Source organism: Bordetella genomosp. 11 (genome assembly GCF_002261215.1).
Lineage (GTDB): Bacteria > Pseudomonadota > Gammaproteobacteria > Burkholderiales > Burkholderiaceae_B > Bordetella_C.
Genome location: NZ_NEVS01000004.1, coordinates 4164682 through 4181027, shown reverse-complemented (window position 1 = coordinate 4181027; position 16346 = coordinate 4164682). Strand labels below are relative to the sequence as shown.

The window sequence follows — 16346 nt, the reverse complement described above, 5'->3', positions numbered from 1 at the left end:
GGATGCTGCCATGGGAAGCCGATCGCAATTGACGCGGCCGTACGTCAAAGTCCTGCCGACTCAATGTCCCTTCTTCCCTCTGCTTCATGCATACCATCTCGTCGGACATGCGCATACTCGCCGAGTCACATTGAAGATCCTCGTCGTGTGCCGTCTCCCACACAACGGCTTCATGTTCCAGATCGCGGTTTGAGACAACTTCTTCGTAGGGGGGGGCGCAGTCGGCCTAGCCTTGTCGCGTGCGGTGGTCAAACCTGCCAAGTAGCGTGACGGTCCAAGAGTTTCGACGGGATCTCCGGCGCTAAAGGCGTTCCGCAACATCTTCGAGCTCCAGCTCGAAAGCATGGGCCGCCTTTGTCACGATTTCCCGCCCGGCTTGGGAGGTTTTCGGCAAAGTTCTCACCGAAGTTGCGGGCGTACCAAACAAAATGCCCAGCCGTCAGGCTGGGCATCGAATCGTTTGGTGGCCTGGGGCGGAATCGAACCACCGACACAAGGATTTTCAATCCTCTGCTCTACCGACTGAGCTACCAGGCCAACCGAAGCCCGCAACTATACACAATTTTTTGAGGTCTTGCTGGGCATCCGTACCGATCGGTAGCGAGGCGCTATAATTCCACGCATTCCAGATAACGGCCCGCCGTCCGCGGCGGGTGGCGGCTGGCCCAACTACTCCGGCCCTGCGACCCGGCGCAGGCGATGGCAAATGTCGGTCGACGTTCTTACCTTTGGCTTGAATCACACGTCCGCGCCCGTTTCGGTGCGTGAGCGCGTGTCCATGCCCGTTGACTTGCTGCGTCCTGCCCTGGATGGACTGCGCGCCGCGTTCGGCGGCGCGGTGCGGGAAGCCGCCATTCTCTCCACCTGTAATCGTACGGAAGTCTATTGCGCGGCAGAGCCGCAGGTGGTCGAGCATTTGCCGGTCTGGTTGGCGGACGTCAATCAGGTCCAGGCCATCGATCTGCAGCCGCATCTGTATCAGCACCAGCAGGACGGCGCCGTGCGCCATGCCTTCCGCGTCGCCAGCGGCCTGGATTCCATGGTGCTGGGCGAACCGCAGATCCTGGGCCAGATGAAGGACGCCGTGCGCGCGGCCGACGAGGCCGGCTCCCTGGGCACCTTGCTGCACCAGCTTTTCCAGCGCACGTTTTCCGTTGCCAAGGAAGTCCGCTCGACCACCGACATCGGCGCGCATTCGGTTTCCATGGCGGCCGCGGCGGTACGCCTGGCCGAGCGGGTGTTCGGCGACCTGGGCGATGCGCGCACGCTGTTCATCGGCGCGGGCGAAATGATCGAACTCTGTGCCACCCATTTCGCGGCCCAGCGGCCGCGAGAAATGGTGGTGGCCAACCGTACCGTCGAGCGCGCCGAAACCCTGGCCAACCGTTTTTCGGCCGGCACCATGCGCCTGGCCGATCTGACGGAGCGGCTGCACGAATTCGACGTCATCGTGTCCTGTACGGCCAGTTCCCTGCCCATCCTGGGCCTGGGGATGGTGGAGCGTGCCACCAAGCAGCGCCGCCACCGCCCCATGGTCATGATCGACCTGGCCGTGCCGCGCGATATCGAGCCCGAAGTCGGCCGCCTGGACGACGTCTATCTGTATTCCGTGGACGACCTCGGCCGGCTGGTGCAAAGCGGCACGGACGCGCGCCGCGCGGCGATGGTGCAGGCCGAGGCCATCATCGAAACGCGGGTGCGCAATTTCATGCAGTGGATGGCCTCGCGGGCCATCGTGCCGGTCCTGCAGGACCTGCAGCAAGGCGCCGACGCGCTCCGCGCGGCGGAGCTGGAACGCGCCCGCCGCCTGCTGGCGCGCGGCGAGTCGCCGGAAGCCGTGCTTGAACAACTGGCGCACGGTCTTACCCAGAAGTACCTGCACGGCCCGCTGGCGGCGCTCAACCGCAGCGAAGGGGCCGACCGCGAACAGCTGCTGGCCGTGGTGCCGCGCCTGTTCCCCAGCCGCGACTCGCGGCGTTAGCGACGCTTGCCCATCACCGCCTCGCCGCGCGTATCGCGCGGGCCCGGCATGCATCGCTTTCGCCCATTCTATTTTTTCATTGCCTGAGTCCTTATGAAATCTTCCATGCGTGACCGGTTGGAGCAATTGTCCCGCCGTCTGGTCGAAGTGGATGCCTTGCTGGCCGAGCCGGAAACCGCGTCGGACATGGACCGCTTTCGCAAGCTGTCACGCGAGCGCGCCGAAGTCGAGCCCGTGGTGACTGCGTTCGCCGCCTACCGCGGCGCGGAGGACGACCTGGCGACCGCCCAGGAAATGCTGTCCGATCCCGAAATGAAAAGCATGGCGGAAGAGGAAATCAAAGTCTCGCGGCTCAAGCTGGAAGAGCTGGACGCCGCGTTGCAGCGCCTGCTGCTGCCGCGCGATCCGGACGACGGCCGCAGCGTGTTCCTGGAAATACGCGCGGGGACCGGCGGCGACGAGAGCGCGCTGTTCTCCGGCGACCTGCTGCGCATGTATTCGCGCTATGCCGAACGCCAGGGATGGCGCGTGGAGCTGATGTCCGAAAGCCCCTCGGAGCTGGGTGGGTACAAGGAAGTCATCGTCCGTATCGAGGGCGACGGCGTCTACGGGCGGTTGAAGTTCGAATCCGGCGCCCACCGGGTGCAGCGGGTGCCGGCGACGGAGGCCCAGGGACGTATCCATACCTCGGCGTGCACGGTGGCGGTCATGCCCGAGGCCGATGCCGTGGGCGAAATCGTCATCAACCCGGCCGATCTGCGCATCGATACCTTCCGCGCCAGCGGCGCGGGCGGGCAGCACATCAATAAAACCGATTCGGCGGTGCGCATCACCCACATTCCCACCGGCCTGGTGGTGGAATGCCAGGACGATCGCTCCCAGCACCGCAACAAGGACAAGGCGATGCAGGTGCTGGCCGCCCGGCTGAAGGACAGGCAGCAGCGCGAACGGCAAAGCAAGGAAGCCGCCGAACGCAAAAGCCTGGTGGGCAGCGGCGACCGTTCGGAACGCATCCGTACCTATAACTTCCCGCAGGGCCGCTTGACCGACCATCGCATCAACCTGACGCTGTACAAGCTGCAGCAGATCATGGAAGGCGATCTGGACGAGTTGACCGGCGCGCTGATCGCCGAACACCAGGCCGAACAGCTGGCGGCCCTGGGCGACGAGGTCTGAGTGGCCTGCGCCAAGGACATCCTGTTCGCGTCGGGGCTGCCCCGGCTGGAGGCACGCATGCTGCTGGAGCACGTGCTGCAGAAGCCGCGCGCGTGGATCCTGGCGCACGACACCGATCCCTTGCCCGCCCAGGACGTGCGCGCCTTTACCGTCCTGGCCGCGCGGCGCGCGGCCGGCGAGCCCATGGCCTACCTGATCGGCGAGCGCGAGTTCATGGGGCGCATGTTCAAGGTCAGCCCGGATGTATTGATACCCCGGCCGGAAACGGAACTGCTGGTCGAGGCGGCGCTGGAATGGCTGGCGGGCTTCGAATCGCTGTCCGTGCTGGACCTGGGCACGGGCAGCGGCGCCATCGCGATCTCAATAGCCCTGGCACGGCCCGACGCGGCGGTGCTGGCGACCGACCGCAGCATGAAGGCGCTGAAGATCGCCGCGGAAAACGCCGTCCGGCTGGGCGCCCATCTGCATTTCGCCGGGGGCAATTGGTATGGCGCGTTGACCGCCGCGCAGAAATTCGACGTGATCGTGTCCAACCCCCCTTATATCTCCGAGGGCGATCCCCATCTGGAGCAGGGAGACCTGCGTTTCGAGCCGCGCCTGGCCTTGACCGACGAGGCGGACGGGCTGGATGCCCTGCGGAGCATCATCGCGGGGGCGCCAGCCCATTTGAAGCCCGGCGGCGTGCTGTGGGTCGAGCATGGCTGGGACCAGGCCGAGGCGGTACGCGGCCTGCTGGCGCAGGCCGGCCTGCGGGGCGTGGACAGCCGGCGCGACCTGGCGGGCATAGAAAGGATTTCGGGCGGGTATCTGTGAAATGCTGGCAGGTACCTATAATTGAAAGAATTACCTCTTTGTGAGTGTGCATCATGAGCGACGTTCAAGAATTCATCCGCGATACCGTGACGCAGCATCCGGTCGTGCTTTTCATGAAGGGCACGGCGCAGTTTCCGCAGTGCGGCTTCTCCGGCAAGGCCATCCAGCTGCTGAAGAGCTGTGGCGTGAAGAAGCTGGTGACCGTCAACGTGCTGGATGACGACGAAGTGCGTCAGGGCATCAAGGAATTTTCCAGCTGGCCGACCATTCCGCAGCTGTACGTCGGCGGCGAATTCGTCGGCGGCTCGGACATCATGGGCCAGATGCACGAAAGCGGCGAACTGAAGACCTTGCTGGATAACGCCGGGGCCACTGCATGACGCAGCCGGCGCGCCGGCTGGTCGTCGGCGTGACGGGCGCCACCGGCTCGCTCTACGCCATACGGCTGCTGCAGATACTGCGTGACGTACCCGATGTGGAAACGCATCTGGTCGTCTCCGCGGCGGGCGTGCTGAATATCAAGCACGAACTCGATATGTCCCGGGCGCAGGTGCAGGCGTTGGCGGACCGCGTCTATAGCGTGCGCGATATCGGCGCCCCCCTGGCCAGCGGGGCGTTCCCCACCGCGGGGATGGTGATCCTGCCTTGCTCGATGCGCACGCTGGCCGCGGTGGCGCACGGGCTATCGGACAACCTGATCACGCGCGCGGCCGACGTGACGCTGAAAGAACGTCGGCGCCTGGTGATGATGGTGCGCGAGACGCCCTACAACCTGGCGCACCTGCGCAATATGACCGCGGTGACCGAGATGGGCGGCGTGGTGTTCCCGCCCTTGCCTGCCTTCTATTTCCGGCCCGCGTCGATCCAGGAAATGGTCGACCATACGGTCTTCCGGGTGCTGGAGATGCTGGGCATCCACGTGCCGGGCCCCACGTGGGAAGGGTCGGCCTGAGGCTTATTCGAAGCGCACGAAGCTGAGCGTCTGTTCGCGGCCGTCGCCGTCGGCATGCGCGCCTTCGGTGTCGCCACAGGCCGCGCCGGCCGTGTCCGGGTCTTCATGATCGAAGGCGGTGTCGCCATTCGCATCGGCGATCCCGCCGGGCTTCAGGCCCACGAAATCGAATAGCTGGCGGTCCATCAGGTGGGAGGGCACCACGTTCGCCAGGGCGTTGAACACATTCCAGGCACGGCCGGGATGCTTGCGGTCCCATTCCTGGATCATGCGCCCGACTTCCTTGCGCTTCAGGTTCTCCTGCGACCCGCACAGGTTGCAGGGGATGATGGGAAAGCCCTGGCGCTCCGCGTAGGCCGCCATATCCGCTTCCGGGATATAGGCCAGCGGGCGGATGACGGTGTGCTTGCCGTCGTCCGACACCAGTTTGGGCGGCATTGCCTTGATCTTGCCGCCGTAGAACAGGTTCAGGAAGAAGGTGCCGAGGATATCGTCGCGGTGATGGCCCAGGGCGATCTTGGTGGCGCCCAGTTCGCCCGCCACGCGGTAGAGGATGCCGCGGCGCAGCCGCGAGCATAGCGAGCACATGGTCTTGCCTTGCGGGATGACCCGCGTGACGACGGAATAGGTGTCCTGCGTCTCGATATGGAAGGGCACCCCCAGGCCGCGCAGGTAGTCGGGCAGGATATGGTCCGGAAAGCCCGGTTGCTTCTGGTCCAGGTTGACCGCGATCAGCTCGAAGGGGAAGGGCGCGCGTTCGCGCAGCCGCATCAGGATATCGAGCAGGCCGTACGAATCCTTGCCGCCCGACATACAGACCATGACGCGGTCGCCCGCTTCGATCATGTTGTAGTCCGCGATGGCGCGGGTGGTTTCGCGGGCCAACCGCTTGGCCAGCTTGTTGGCGTGCACGCGGGCTTTGTCGCGCGCGGCCCGGGACGCGGCGGGTTCGGCATCCCCCTGCGTTGCGGATGCGGCACGGAAGACGGAAGTGTCGGGAGCGTTCATGATTCGAAAGCGGTCATGAGCCGCGCGGCCCGGTGGGTCAGCGCGACGTATAAATCTCCACGCCGACGGCGGCGCAATCGGAAAATGCCATGGGCTTGCTGATGCGGATGCGCACGGCGCGGATGTCCTTGAAGTCCGCCATCAGGCGGTCGGCAACGCGTTCGGTCAGCGTTTCGATCAGGTTCACGTGGGCGTGGGTGCATTCGGCCACGATGGCCTCGCGCAGGGCGCGGTAATCCAGCACGCTGTGGATGTCATGGTCGTCCACGTTGCGGGTAATGTCCACGTCGATCTCCGCATCGATGTGCAGCGGTTGCGTGGCCCGGCGTTCGTGTTCCAGGATGCCGATGCGGGCGTCCAGGGCAAGACGGGTAAAAACGATGCGGCGAGTAGGCATGATGCAGGGGCGGCGCGCCCGTCGGGCGCACCTGGCGTGGGAATCGGGACGTGTGCGGCATTGTATGCTGCTGGCCGGACGGCGGCGCGACCGCGGGCGCTGTCGCTACAATCGTCGCGGAAGTCCATATTCAAAGCGGGGATCTGTACCGAATGCGGGATACATCCGATGCCATCATTGTAGGCGGCGGTCCGGCCGGCGCTTCTTGCGCGATCTGGCTGGCACGCCTGGGCCTGGCGCCGCTGCTGGTGGAGGCCGCGCCACGCCTGGGCGGCCTGGAGAACGACAATCCGTTCCGGGACGACTGGATCGCCGTCCTGCCGGGCGTGACAGGTCAGCAGGTGGCCGCCAACATCGCACAGAGCGTCGCGGCCGCGCGGGTGACGGCGTTGACCGGCCATCGCGCCCGCCAGGTCGCGCGTGCCGGCAACGGTTTCGACGTCGCCCTTGAAACGGCCGGCGGCGCGCCGTCGCGCGTGCATGGCCGCTTTCTGGTGATTGCCTCCGGGGTGCGGGCGCGTGGCCTGCCGGGGGCGGACGAGGGCAGGCAATGGCCTGGCGTGCTGGTCGGCCCGGGCGTCGCGATACACGAGCAGGATTATCGCGGCCTGTCGGTGGCGGTGCTGGGTGGCGGCGACAATGGCTTCGAGAATTACGCCTATGTGCGCGCGCGCGGCGCGCGGGAAGTGCATTTGTACTCGCGCACGGTGCGCGCGCGCCCGCAGCTGGTGGCCAGCGCCGCCACGCCGGATCTACACGTCGGCGACTATGTCGTCGATCCGCGCGCGCGTAGCGTCAATGGCCGCCGCTATGACCTGATCCTGGTGTTCTACGGCTGGGATCCGCAGGCCGGCTTCGCCGACAGCCTGCATCTGGAGCGCGATGCGCGCGGCTACATCACGACCGAACCGGCCACGGCGCGCACCAGCGCGGCCGGCGTCTATGCCATCGGCGAAGTGGCCAACCGCATGCATCCGTGCGTGGTGACGTCCATGGCCGACGGCGTGGTAGCGGCCAAGGCCATACAGGCGGAACTGGAGCGGGGAACGGCCGCGCGCTGAGCGCGGCGGAACAGGCGGGCTGGCGGCTACGAGCCGATCCGGTTGCGGGCGGCCTGCTCGCGCAGGTAATTCGCCACCGCGCCGGCGTCGCCGCGAAACACGATGCGCCCTGCTTTTTCCTGCTGATGGCGCGCGTACATGGGATCGTAGTATTCGGCCAGCAGCACGCGGATCCACGCGCGATGGGCGTCGCAGTCGCCGGTTTCCAGCTGGCGCGCCAGGGCGGCGCGCATCAGCGTCATCAGCCGCGCGTAGCGTTCGCCGCCGAGACGGCGGGAAATCGCCGTCAGGCTATCCTGCAGGCGCTGCGCGAACAGGACATCGCCCGCGTCCGCGTGGCGTGCGGCAAACTCCGCGCGCAGGTCGACCACGTATTCCCGCAGGATGCGTTCGATGCGCTCATCCAGGCCGGCGTCCAGCCAGACCAGGGGCGCGGTCTGGATGGTCTGCAGCAATTCCAGGGGCAGGGCGTTGACACCGATCAGCCGGCTTTCGTCTTCCAGCACCACCGTCTGCCAGCCGCGCGCCTGCTTGTGCAGCAGGTCGATCGCCACGCGATGCTCGAAATCGATCTGCGACGGTTGTGGCGTGACGCGCTTGCCGAAGCCCGAGCCGCGATGATTGGCATGGCGCTCCAGGTCCACCGCATTGTCGACGTCCCGCAGCACGTCCGTCTTGCCGCTGCCCGTCAGGCCGCCCAGTATCAGGTGGCCGGGCAGTGCCGCCGCGGCGCGTATGGCGTCCGCCAGGTAGGTGCGCATGGCTTTGTAGCCGCCGGCCACGCGCGGGTAGTCGATACCGGCTTCCTCTTTCAGCCATTGCTGCGTGATCTGCGAACGCAGACCGCCACGGAAGCAATACAGATAGCCCTGCGGGTTCGCCCGGGCGAAATCCGCCCAGGCCTGGATCCGGCCGCGCTTGATATCGCCGGACACCAGCCGGGTGCCGAGCGCGATGGCGGCCTGCTGTCCTTCCTCTTTGTAGCGCAGCCCCACCTGTTCCCGTTCCTGGTCGTTCATCAGCGGGATGTTGACCGCCGTGGGAAAGGCGCCCCGGTCGAACTCCACCGGGGCGCGTACATCCAGCAGCGGTACGCCGGACAGGAACAATTCGCGAAATGATCGGGCGTCCGGGCGGACGGCTGGGGCTGGCATGATGGTGAACCTGGGCGGCGGGATGGGCCGGATACGAAGGAAAGGTTGCGGATGCGGTCAGGACGATGGCTGCGGCCCGAGGGCTCAGGCAAGGACGCAATCCAGCGGCTGCTGCGCGGTCAGCCGCACACGGAATGCCCGCAGCTCGTCGCGGCGGAAGACGTGTACCGTCACGGTGTCGCCCGGACGATATTGCGCCAGCAGCAATTCCAGCCCCGCGGGGGCATCGACCCGCAGGCCGTCGATGGCCACCAGTACGTCGCCGGCCGACAGGCCCGCCTTGTGCGCGGCGCCGCCTTCCAGCACCGTGGCCAGCGCCACGCTATCGCCCTGCTTGCGGGTGCGCGCATCCAGCGTGGGCAGGTTGGAGGCGGCCTTCCATTGCAGGGTGATCCCGTGGTCGGCCAGCAGTTCGGCCAGCGGCGGGTCGGCGCGGCCCTCGGCGTAGCGGGCAATGAAAGCCCGCACGTCCACGCCCGTTGCCTCGCGCACCAGCGCCGGGAGGGCGTCTTCCGGGATGCCGTGGGGCGTGCCGCGATAGAAGTCGCGGCCATACCGGCGCCACAGCAAGCGCATGACGTCGTCCAGCGAGTGCCGTCCCCCGCTTTTGCGCCGCAAGGTCAGGTCCAGCCCCAGGGCGACCAGCGCGCCCTTGGTGTAGTAGCTGACGATGGCGTTGGGGGAATTCTCGTCCTGCTTGTAATAGCGCGTCCAGGCGTCGAAGGAGCTCTCCGCCACCGATTGCTTGGTCCGGCCCGGGGTGCGGGCCACGGACGTGATGGTCTTGCCCAGCAGGCGCAGGTAGTCCGCACGGGTGATGGTGCCGGCGCGCAACAGGAACAGGTCGTCGTAATAGGAGGTGAATCCCTCGAACACCCACAGCAGGCGGGTCAACGCGGGCCGTTCCAGGTCGTAGGGCGCGAAGGCGGCGGGCTTGATCCGCTTGACGTTCCAGGTATGGAAATATTCGTGGCTGACCAGGCCGAGAAAACCACGATAGCCTTCGCCCTGGCCGGTCTGGCCCTTTACCGGCAAATCCTTGCGCGCGGCCATCAATGCGGTGGAAGCGCGATGTTCCAGGCCGCCGTAGCCGTCCCCCGTCACCATCGTCATGAACACATAGCGATCGCTGCTGTCCAGGAAGGGCGCGCGGCGCGATTGCGGTTCGAAGAAGGCAATCTGGGTTTCGCAGATGCGCTGGACGTCGCGCGCGATGCGGGCCAGGTCCAGGCGCGGGATGCTGCCCGTGAAGACCAGCTCGTGCTCGGCACCGTGGGCGGAGAAGCGCGCGACCTGGGGCGTGCCCATTTCGACCGGATGGTCGATCAGGGCATCGTAGTCCGGCGCCTGGTACAGGCCGAAGCCATGACGGCGCGCGGCGCCCTTGACGCCGCGCGCCTCCGGCAGGCTGGTATAGACCTTCCAGCCCTCGATGCCCGGGGGCGGTTGCAGCTCTACCAGGCAAGGCTGATGGGCCTGTCCCTCCACGCACAGGAAGACGCTGGTGCCGTTGAAGAATGCGTGGCTTTCGTCCAGGTGCGCGCCCCGCACCGACAGGTCCCAGGCGTAGACCGTATATTCGACCGTCAGCGGCCCGTCGGCCGGCGCCGTCTTCCAGGTATGGTTGTCCGTCTTTGTCACGGCTACCGCGCGCCCGCCGGCGTGCGCCTTCAGCGTTTCCACCTGCCGCGAAAAATCGCGGATCAGATAGCTGCCGGGAATCCAGGCGGGCAGCCTCAGCGACTGCCCGGCGGGGTCGGGCGAATCGATCGTAAGAACGATGCGGAAGCGATGACCCGCCGGGTCATGGGGTTGCAGGCGGTAAATTAGCGGATGCGGGGCCATTGGTGCGATAGTGCGTCATCAATGGGCGCATTCTAATGGCTGGGGGCGTTGCGAGGCGTCTTGCCGGCACCGCGGACTCACCCCACGCTTTTTTTTGATCACAGGAGACATCCATGAGTGAATCGCTGGTTCTGATGGAGACGCGCGGCCGCGTCGGTTTGTTGACGTTGAACCGGCCCAACGCCCTGAATGCCTTGAACGACACCCTGATGGACGAACTGGGACAGGCCCTGTTGGCGCTGGAACAGGACGCCACTGTTGGCGCCATCGTTATCACGGGTAGCGAAAAGGCGTTCGCGGCGGGCGCCGATATCGGCGCGATGAAGGATTGGACGTACATGGACGTGTATGGAACCGACTACATCACGCGCAACTGGGAAACCTTGAAGCGCATCCGCAAGCCGGTGATCGCCGCGGTGGCCGGCTATGCCCTGGGCGGAGGCTGCGAGCTGGCCATGATGTGCGACATCCTGATCGCCGCCGAGACGGCCAAGTTCGGGCAGCCGGAGATCAAGCTGGGGGTCATTCCGGGCGCCGGCGGCACGCAACGCCTGCCGCGCGCGGTGGGCAAGGCCAAGGCCATGGACCTGGTATTGACCGGCCGCATGATGGGCGCGGAGGAAGCCGAGCGCGCGGGCCTGGTCTCGCGTGTGGTGGCGGCGGACAAGTTGTTGGAGGAAGCGATCGAGATCGGTACGGTGATCGCGGCCATGCCGCTGGCCGCCGCCATGATGGCCAAGGAATGCGTGAACCGGGCCTACGAATCGCCGCTGAACGAAGGCATGTTGTTCGAGCGGCGCTCCTTTCATTCCCTGTTCGGCACCCCGGACCAGAAAGAAGGCATGGCCGCCTTCGTGGAGAAGCGCAAGCCCAATTTCCACCATCGCTAGGGGGCGCGCCGCGGGGCCGGCGCAGCGCTCGTAGCGTCTTGATACGCTCTTGTAGAGGATGTTTCAAGGCGGCCCCCTATGCTTGGGAGTTCCAACGAACGAGGGCGGCCCCCGGACGCCGGTGTCTGATGAGCAGGCGCGCCGGTTGCTGATGGGGGCCGCCCGGCAACAACAAAGGAGCCCCTCCATGCGAACTGCCCCCCAATCCGGTAAATGGCGTCTGGCCGCGCTGGCGTGCGTTTTCGGCGTCAGCGGCATCGCCGCCGCGCAATCTCCCCAGCCTACGCTGCGCATGGTCTCGCCGGCGCCGGCCGCCATGTCCGTGCCGCTCGCGCCCATGAGCGCGCAAGAGCTGCACCAGACGGCCGTCGATGCCTACATCTATGCCTATCCCCTGGTATTGATGGAATTGACCCGGCGCAACACCACCAACGTGTCCTCGCCGCTGGATGGCAAGGCGCCCATGAACCAGTTCGGGCACAAGACGGCCTTCCCGGACGCCAGCACGCCCAACTCGCGCTGGCCGAACACCGACACGCTGTATTCCAGCATGTGGTACGACGTTAGCAATGGACCGCTGATCGTCCGCGTCCCCGACGCCGGCGACCGGTTCTATGTGCTATCCCTGCTGGACATGTGGACCGACGTCTTCGCGTCGCGCGGCACCCGCACCAACGGCAAGGGCCCGCAGGCGTTCGCGATCGTCGGGCCGTATTGGAACGGCACGCTGCCGCCGGGCCTCGACGTGGTGCGCAGCCCCACCTCGATGGGCTGGGTGGTGGGCCACGTCCAGACGGGCGGGCAGCAGGACTATCCCGCCGTAAACCAGTGGCAGGCCAATATCGCCGCCACGCCCTATGTCGCCCCGCCGCCCGTGCCGGGCCGGCCGGCGTCGCCGGGCTCGTTGACGCCCATGTATCCCGGCAGCCAGGCCGCGCGCCCTGTGGCCCCGATGCCGCCCGCGCCGGCTGCCTATGCGCCCACCACCCAGGTCGCGCCCAGCGCCGTGCCGCCGGTGGAGCAGATCGCCGGCATGGACGCGGCGACGTTCTTCGGGCTGTTCGCCGACGCCCTGCGCAGCAATCCGCCGCACGCCAATGACTACCCCATGCTGGATCGCCTGCGCCGCATCGGCCTGGGCACCACGCCGTCGCCGGCGTTCTCCCAGCTGGATCCGGCGGTGCAACAGGCCCTGACCCAGGCGGGGCCGGAAGCGGGGCGCCGCATCGCGGATTACGTTTCCCACTTGGGCTCCGGCATGAACGGCTGGAATACCGTGTCCGGTGGAATCGGCACCTACGGCACCAATTACCTGCGCCGCGCCGCCGTGGCGTACGCGGGCCTGGGCGCCGGGCTGCCGGAAGACATCATGTACCCAGTCACGCTGATCGATTCCGACGGCGACCGCCTGTCCGGCGACGAGGACTACGTGCTCCACTTCGACAAAGGGCAGTTGCCGCCCGTCAATGCCTTCTGGTCGCTGAACCTGTATGGCCCGGACCAGACCTTCGTCGACAACCCGGCCCGTCGCTACGCGATACGCAGTACGGATAACCTCCGCTACAACGCCGACGGTTCGCTGGATATCTACATCCAGCATCGCGCGCCGAGCCGCGAGCGTCAGGCCAACTGGCTGCCGGCTCCCGATTCCGGCCCGTTCATGCTGAACATGCGGCTGTATTGGCCGCGCGATATCGCGCTGGACCGGCAGTGGGCGCCGCCGCCGGTGCACGAGGACTGAAGACGCCAGGGGGGAGCGGAGGCCCTGCGGGGCCTCCGGTCGGGTGGGACAAAAAAGGGGCGGATGACCGCCTCTTTTTTTTCGTGCGCTCAGCGACTTGTCAGGGTGGGCGATTTGCGGGGTGCGCCCGATTACAGCTATACTCCAATAGTTTGACGCTTGCGGGATAACAGCGTGATCGCGTCGTCCGGGCACCGGTCTTCAGGCCGGGTTCGGCGGGCAGGGTCGACGAGTGGGTTCGAGGCTAGTGGGAATCCGGTGCCGGATTCGGACTGGACCAGGGCTGGATCCAGGATTCGGATTGGTACGGGTTGGGATCCGGTGTGCCGGGAGAGAGGCGGGGTTGACGGAATTAATCAATGATTCCAATGGCTTGCCACCGGACGGGGAGACCAGGCTGGTGCTCAGCGCGGAACAGAAGGCCGCGTTGCGCGCAAGAACAAGTCGAGGACTGGCAAGGGCTGTCGTGGCGCAATGTGTCATGGCGGTACTGGCGACGGTGATCGCGTGGGTGGTGGCGGGAACGGCGGCGGGTTTGTCGGCGCTGGTGGGGGCGGGAGCATATCTGGTGCCAAACACTCTGTTTGCACTGCGGTTGCTGCTGGACACGCACCGGCCGGGCCAAGTCAATCCGTTCACGTTCTTCCTGGGCGAAGCATTCAAGCTGGTCGCGACGGTTCTGCTGTTGTGGCTGGCGGTGCGTCTTGGGGGTGACAGGATAGTGTGGCCGGCCATGTTGATCGGCCTGATCTGCACGCTCAAGGGGTATGTGCTGCTCTTGATGTCCGGCAAGTTGTCATAGCGACGCTTCTAATCGTTCAAAATGGCTGGCGTGACGCGCCAGCGACAGCAAACAGGATAGGAAATAAATGGCTGCTGCCAGCGACGTGTCGCCCCAGTCCGAATATATTCAGCACCACCTGGTGCACTTCAACAATATTGGCGAGAAACAGACCGCGATCGCCAATTTTGGTGTCATCAATTACGACTCGCTGTTCTGGTCCCTCCTGATGGGGCTGGTCGTGGTGTTCTTCCTGTGGCGCGCCGCCCGCCGGGCCACCACCGGCGTGCCGGGCCGCTTCCAGATGTTCGTCGAATCGCTCGTCGACATGGTCGAAGAGCAGGCCAAGTCCATCGTCCCCAGCGAGATTTCCCGCCGCTTCGTCTCGCCGCTGGCGCTGACGGTGTTCCTGTGGATCGTCCTGATGAACGCGCTGGACCTGGTGCCGGTGGACCTGCTGGCCACCATCCTGCGCTGGACCGGCCTGGGCGCGCATCACGGCGACCCGCTGTACTACCACCGGATTCTGCCCACGGCCGATCTGAACGTGCCCATGGGCATGTCGCTGGGCGTGTTGCTGCTGATGTTCTATTACGGGCTGAAGATCAAGCGCCCGGGCGGCTTCCTCAAGGAATTGGTCGGCGCGCCTTTCCACGCGCACGGCATCTGGGCCCTGCTGCTGTTCCCCTTCAATCTGCTGCTCAACATCATCGAATACGCGGCGAAATCCGTGTCGCTGGGCATGCGGTTGTTCGGCAACATGTTCGCCGGCGAACTGATCTTCATGCTGATCGCGCTGCTGGGGGGGGCCTGGACGGGCTTCAACGGCACCAGCATCGGCCTGGGCATCGGGCAACTGCTGGCCGGTTCGATCTGGGCGATTTTCCACATCCTTATCGTGCTGCTTCAGGGCTTTATCTTCATGATGCTGACGCTGGTCTACATCGGCCAGGCCCACGAAGGACATTGACCGTTTTTTCGGCGCGGGTTCCGGCCCGCGCCGGGACGCAAGATCTTCTTGCATTGCGCTGTACCACTTCCAATCTCTTGACATTCAGATTTCTCAACAAGGAGTTGTCATGACCAACGTAGCTTTCGTTGCTCTCGCCTGCGGTCTCATCATCGGTCTGGGCGCTATCGGCGCTTGCATCGGTATCGCGCTGATGGGGGGCAAATACCTGGAAGCTTCGGCTCGTCAGCCTGAACTGATGAACGCCCTGCAAACCAAGATGTTCCTGCTGGCTGGCCTGATCGACGCCGCGTTCCTGATCGGCGTCGGTATCGCGATGCTGTTCGCGTTCGCCAACCCGTTCGTCGGTTAATGGCGCATGCCCATCGGCACGCCGGTGGGTCGAAGAAGCCGGTGACGCCTGGCCCTAATATGTAGCCCGATGTGGTCCATATAGGTGCCTTGCCACCGGCAAGTATCGAGTGCTCGACGGCGTTTCCAAGGAAACGCCGGAGCCTTAAGGTGTTAAAGGGAAACGACCGTGAATCTGAACGCGACGATCTTTTTCCAGATGCTCGTGTTCTTCGTTCTGGGCTGGTTCACGATGAAATTCGTGTGGCCGCCCCTGACGAAGGCGATGGATGAGCGCCGCCAGAAAATCGCCGACGGCCTGGCCGCGGCTGAAAAGGGCAAGGCTGACCTCGCCCAGGCGCAGGCGCGCATCAGTCTGATCGAGGCTTCTGCCAAGTCCGAAAACCACGCCCGCATGGTGGAAGCCGAAAAGCAGGCGAATCAGCTGCTCGACCAGGCTCGCCGTGACGCGGAAGCCGAACGTGCCCGCATCGTGGCGCAAGCCCAGCAGGACGCCGAGCTGGTAGTGCAGCGCGCGCGCGACAGCCTGCGCGACGAAGTCGCCGCGCTGGCCGTCAAGGGCGCGGAGCAGATCCTGCGCCGCGAGATCGACGCCCGCGCCCATGCCGAGCTGCTGGCTCAGCTCAAGGCGCAGCTTTAATCCGGAAACGTCATGGCTGAACTATCGACTGTCGCCCGGCCTTATGCCGAAGCCTTGTTCGCCGCCGCGCGCGACGACAAGGCCGGGCTGGACCTCTGGGCCGGCCTGGTGGATCAAATGGCCCAGGTCGCCGCCAATGCGGACGTCCGTGAGGCCATGTCCGACCCCCGCCTGGGGGACGCCGAACGCGCGCAGGCCTTCGCGGGCCTGCTGCAAGGCGAAGTACCGCAATTCGCCCGCAATTTCATCGACCTGCTGGTCGAGAACGGCCGTTTGCTGCTGCTGCCCGAGATCGCCGAGCAATTCGCGGCGCTGAAGAATCGCAACGAAGGCACGGCGCAGGCCAACATTACCAGTGCGTTCGAGATGACCCCCGAACAGGTCAAGGACTTGTTGAGCGCCCTGGAACTGAAGTTCGGCCTCAAGCTCAAGCCCCATGTAACCGTCGATTCCTCCCTGATCGGAGGCGTCCGCGTGGCCGTCGGGGACCAGGTACTCGATACATCCGTGCAAGCCCAATTGGCCCGCATGCGCGACACGCTGGCGGCATAAGCCCATAGCCAGGCGACTAACAGGATTCCAGGAG

Annotated in this window: 17 protein-coding genes and 1 tRNA gene; 13 read left to right on the top strand and 5 right to left on the bottom strand. The window is 65.6% G+C overall.

The window, feature by feature from the left end; translation table 11 throughout:
* Positions 1-461: 461 nt before the first annotated feature.
* A tRNA-Phe gene (locus CAL28_RS26395) sits at positions 462-537 on the bottom strand.
* A gap of 169 nt (positions 538-706) precedes the next feature.
* Between CAL28_RS26395 and hemA the strand changes: the two genes are divergently transcribed.
* The 5 genes from hemA to CAL28_RS26370 all read left to right on the top strand — a co-directional run bounded on the left by hemA (position 707) and on the right by CAL28_RS26370 (position 4922).
* Positions 707-1981: a glutamyl-tRNA reductase gene (hemA, locus tag CAL28_RS26390; protein WP_094844063.1), complete on the top strand. Its 1275-nt coding sequence runs from the start codon at positions 707-709 to the stop codon at positions 1979-1981.
* A gap of 93 nt (positions 1982-2074) precedes the next feature.
* Entirely contained in the window at positions 2075-3157 is a 1083-nt protein-coding gene (prfA, locus tag CAL28_RS26385; RefSeq protein ID WP_094844062.1) for a peptide chain release factor 1, read from the top strand.
* Positions 3158-3970: a peptide chain release factor N(5)-glutamine methyltransferase gene (prmC, locus tag CAL28_RS26380; RefSeq protein WP_094844061.1), complete on the top strand. Its 813-nt coding sequence runs from the start codon at positions 3158-3160 to the stop codon at positions 3968-3970. It begins immediately after the preceding gene.
* Between the two features lie 53 nt (positions 3971-4023).
* Positions 4024-4350: a Grx4 family monothiol glutaredoxin gene (gene grxD, locus CAL28_RS26375; RefSeq protein ID WP_094844060.1), complete on the top strand. Its 327-nt coding sequence runs from the start codon at positions 4024-4026 to the stop codon at positions 4348-4350.
* Positions 4347-4922 carry a UbiX family flavin prenyltransferase gene (locus tag CAL28_RS26370; protein WP_094844059.1) on the top strand — a complete coding sequence of 192 codons (576 nt, stop codon included), beginning with the start codon at positions 4347-4349 and terminating at the stop codon, positions 4920-4922. Before grxD ends, CAL28_RS26370 begins: the two co-directional genes overlap by 4 nt.
* A 3-nt stretch (positions 4923-4925) precedes the next feature.
* Here the strand turns inward: CAL28_RS26370 and ttcA are convergent, their stop codons facing one another.
* Together ttcA and folB are read right to left on the bottom strand one after the other, a co-directional pair.
* Entirely contained in the window at positions 4926-5930 is a 1005-nt protein-coding gene (gene ttcA / locus CAL28_RS26365) for a tRNA 2-thiocytidine(32) synthetase TtcA (protein WP_094844058.1), read from the bottom strand.
* Positions 5931-5967: 37 nt separating this feature from the next.
* On the bottom strand, positions 5968-6327 hold the full coding sequence (folB, locus tag CAL28_RS26360) for a dihydroneopterin aldolase (protein ID WP_094844057.1): 360 nt from the start codon (positions 6325-6327) through the stop codon (positions 5968-5970).
* Positions 6328-6479: 152 nt separating this feature from the next.
* On the opposite strand from folB, the gene CAL28_RS26355 reads away from it, so the two are divergent.
* Complete coding sequence (locus tag CAL28_RS26355) at positions 6480-7388, top strand: NAD(P)/FAD-dependent oxidoreductase (protein ID WP_094844056.1); 909 nt, start codon at positions 6480-6482, stop codon at positions 7386-7388.
* A gap of 26 nt (positions 7389-7414) precedes the next feature.
* On the opposite strand, the gene mnmH is transcribed toward CAL28_RS26355, so the two are convergent.
* Together mnmH and CAL28_RS26345 are read right to left on the bottom strand one after the other, a co-directional pair.
* On the bottom strand, positions 7415-8542 hold the full coding sequence (gene mnmH / locus CAL28_RS26350; protein WP_094844055.1) for a tRNA 2-selenouridine(34) synthase MnmH: 1128 nt from the start codon (positions 8540-8542) through the stop codon (positions 7415-7417).
* An 84-nt stretch (positions 8543-8626) separates the two neighbouring features.
* Positions 8627-10387, bottom strand: a complete 1761-nt coding sequence (locus CAL28_RS26345) for a M61 family metallopeptidase (protein ID WP_094844054.1) — start codon at positions 10385-10387, stop codon at positions 8627-8629.
* Positions 10388-10500: 113 nt separating this feature from the next.
* Between CAL28_RS26345 and CAL28_RS26340 the strand changes: the two genes are divergently transcribed.
* The 7 genes from CAL28_RS26340 to CAL28_RS26310 all read left to right on the top strand — a co-directional run bounded on the left by CAL28_RS26340 (position 10501) and on the right by CAL28_RS26310 (position 16312).
* Entirely contained in the window at positions 10501-11277 is a 777-nt protein-coding gene (locus CAL28_RS26340) for an enoyl-CoA hydratase (protein ID WP_094844053.1), read from the top strand.
* 187 nt (positions 11278-11464) lie between these two features.
* Positions 11465-13018, top strand: coding sequence for a DUF1254 domain-containing protein (locus CAL28_RS26335; protein WP_094844052.1), 1554 nt, complete (start codon positions 11465-11467; stop codon positions 13016-13018).
* Positions 13019-13361: 343 nt separating this feature from the next.
* Complete coding sequence (locus CAL28_RS26330) at positions 13362-13820, top strand: ATP synthase subunit I (protein WP_254926238.1); 459 nt, start codon at positions 13362-13364, stop codon at positions 13818-13820.
* 67 nt (positions 13821-13887) lie between these two features.
* Entirely contained in the window at positions 13888-14769 is an 882-nt protein-coding gene (gene atpB, locus CAL28_RS26325) for a F0F1 ATP synthase subunit A (protein ID WP_094844050.1), read from the top strand.
* Between the two features lie 109 nt (positions 14770-14878).
* The gene (gene atpE / locus CAL28_RS26320; protein ID WP_003815363.1) at positions 14879-15121 is read left to right on the top strand and encodes a F0F1 ATP synthase subunit C; all 243 of its coding nucleotides are present in this window, start codon (positions 14879-14881) and stop codon (positions 15119-15121) included.
* 168 nt (positions 15122-15289) lie between these two features.
* Positions 15290-15760 carry a F0F1 ATP synthase subunit B gene (locus CAL28_RS26315; RefSeq protein WP_094844049.1) on the top strand — a complete coding sequence of 157 codons (471 nt, stop codon included), beginning with the start codon at positions 15290-15292 and terminating at the stop codon, positions 15758-15760.
* A gap of 12 nt (positions 15761-15772) precedes the next feature.
* A complete protein-coding gene (locus CAL28_RS26310; protein WP_094844048.1) occupies positions 15773-16312 on the top strand; it encodes a F0F1 ATP synthase subunit delta in 540 nt (179 codons plus the stop codon).
* The last annotated feature ends 34 nt before the right edge of the window (positions 16313-16346 follow it).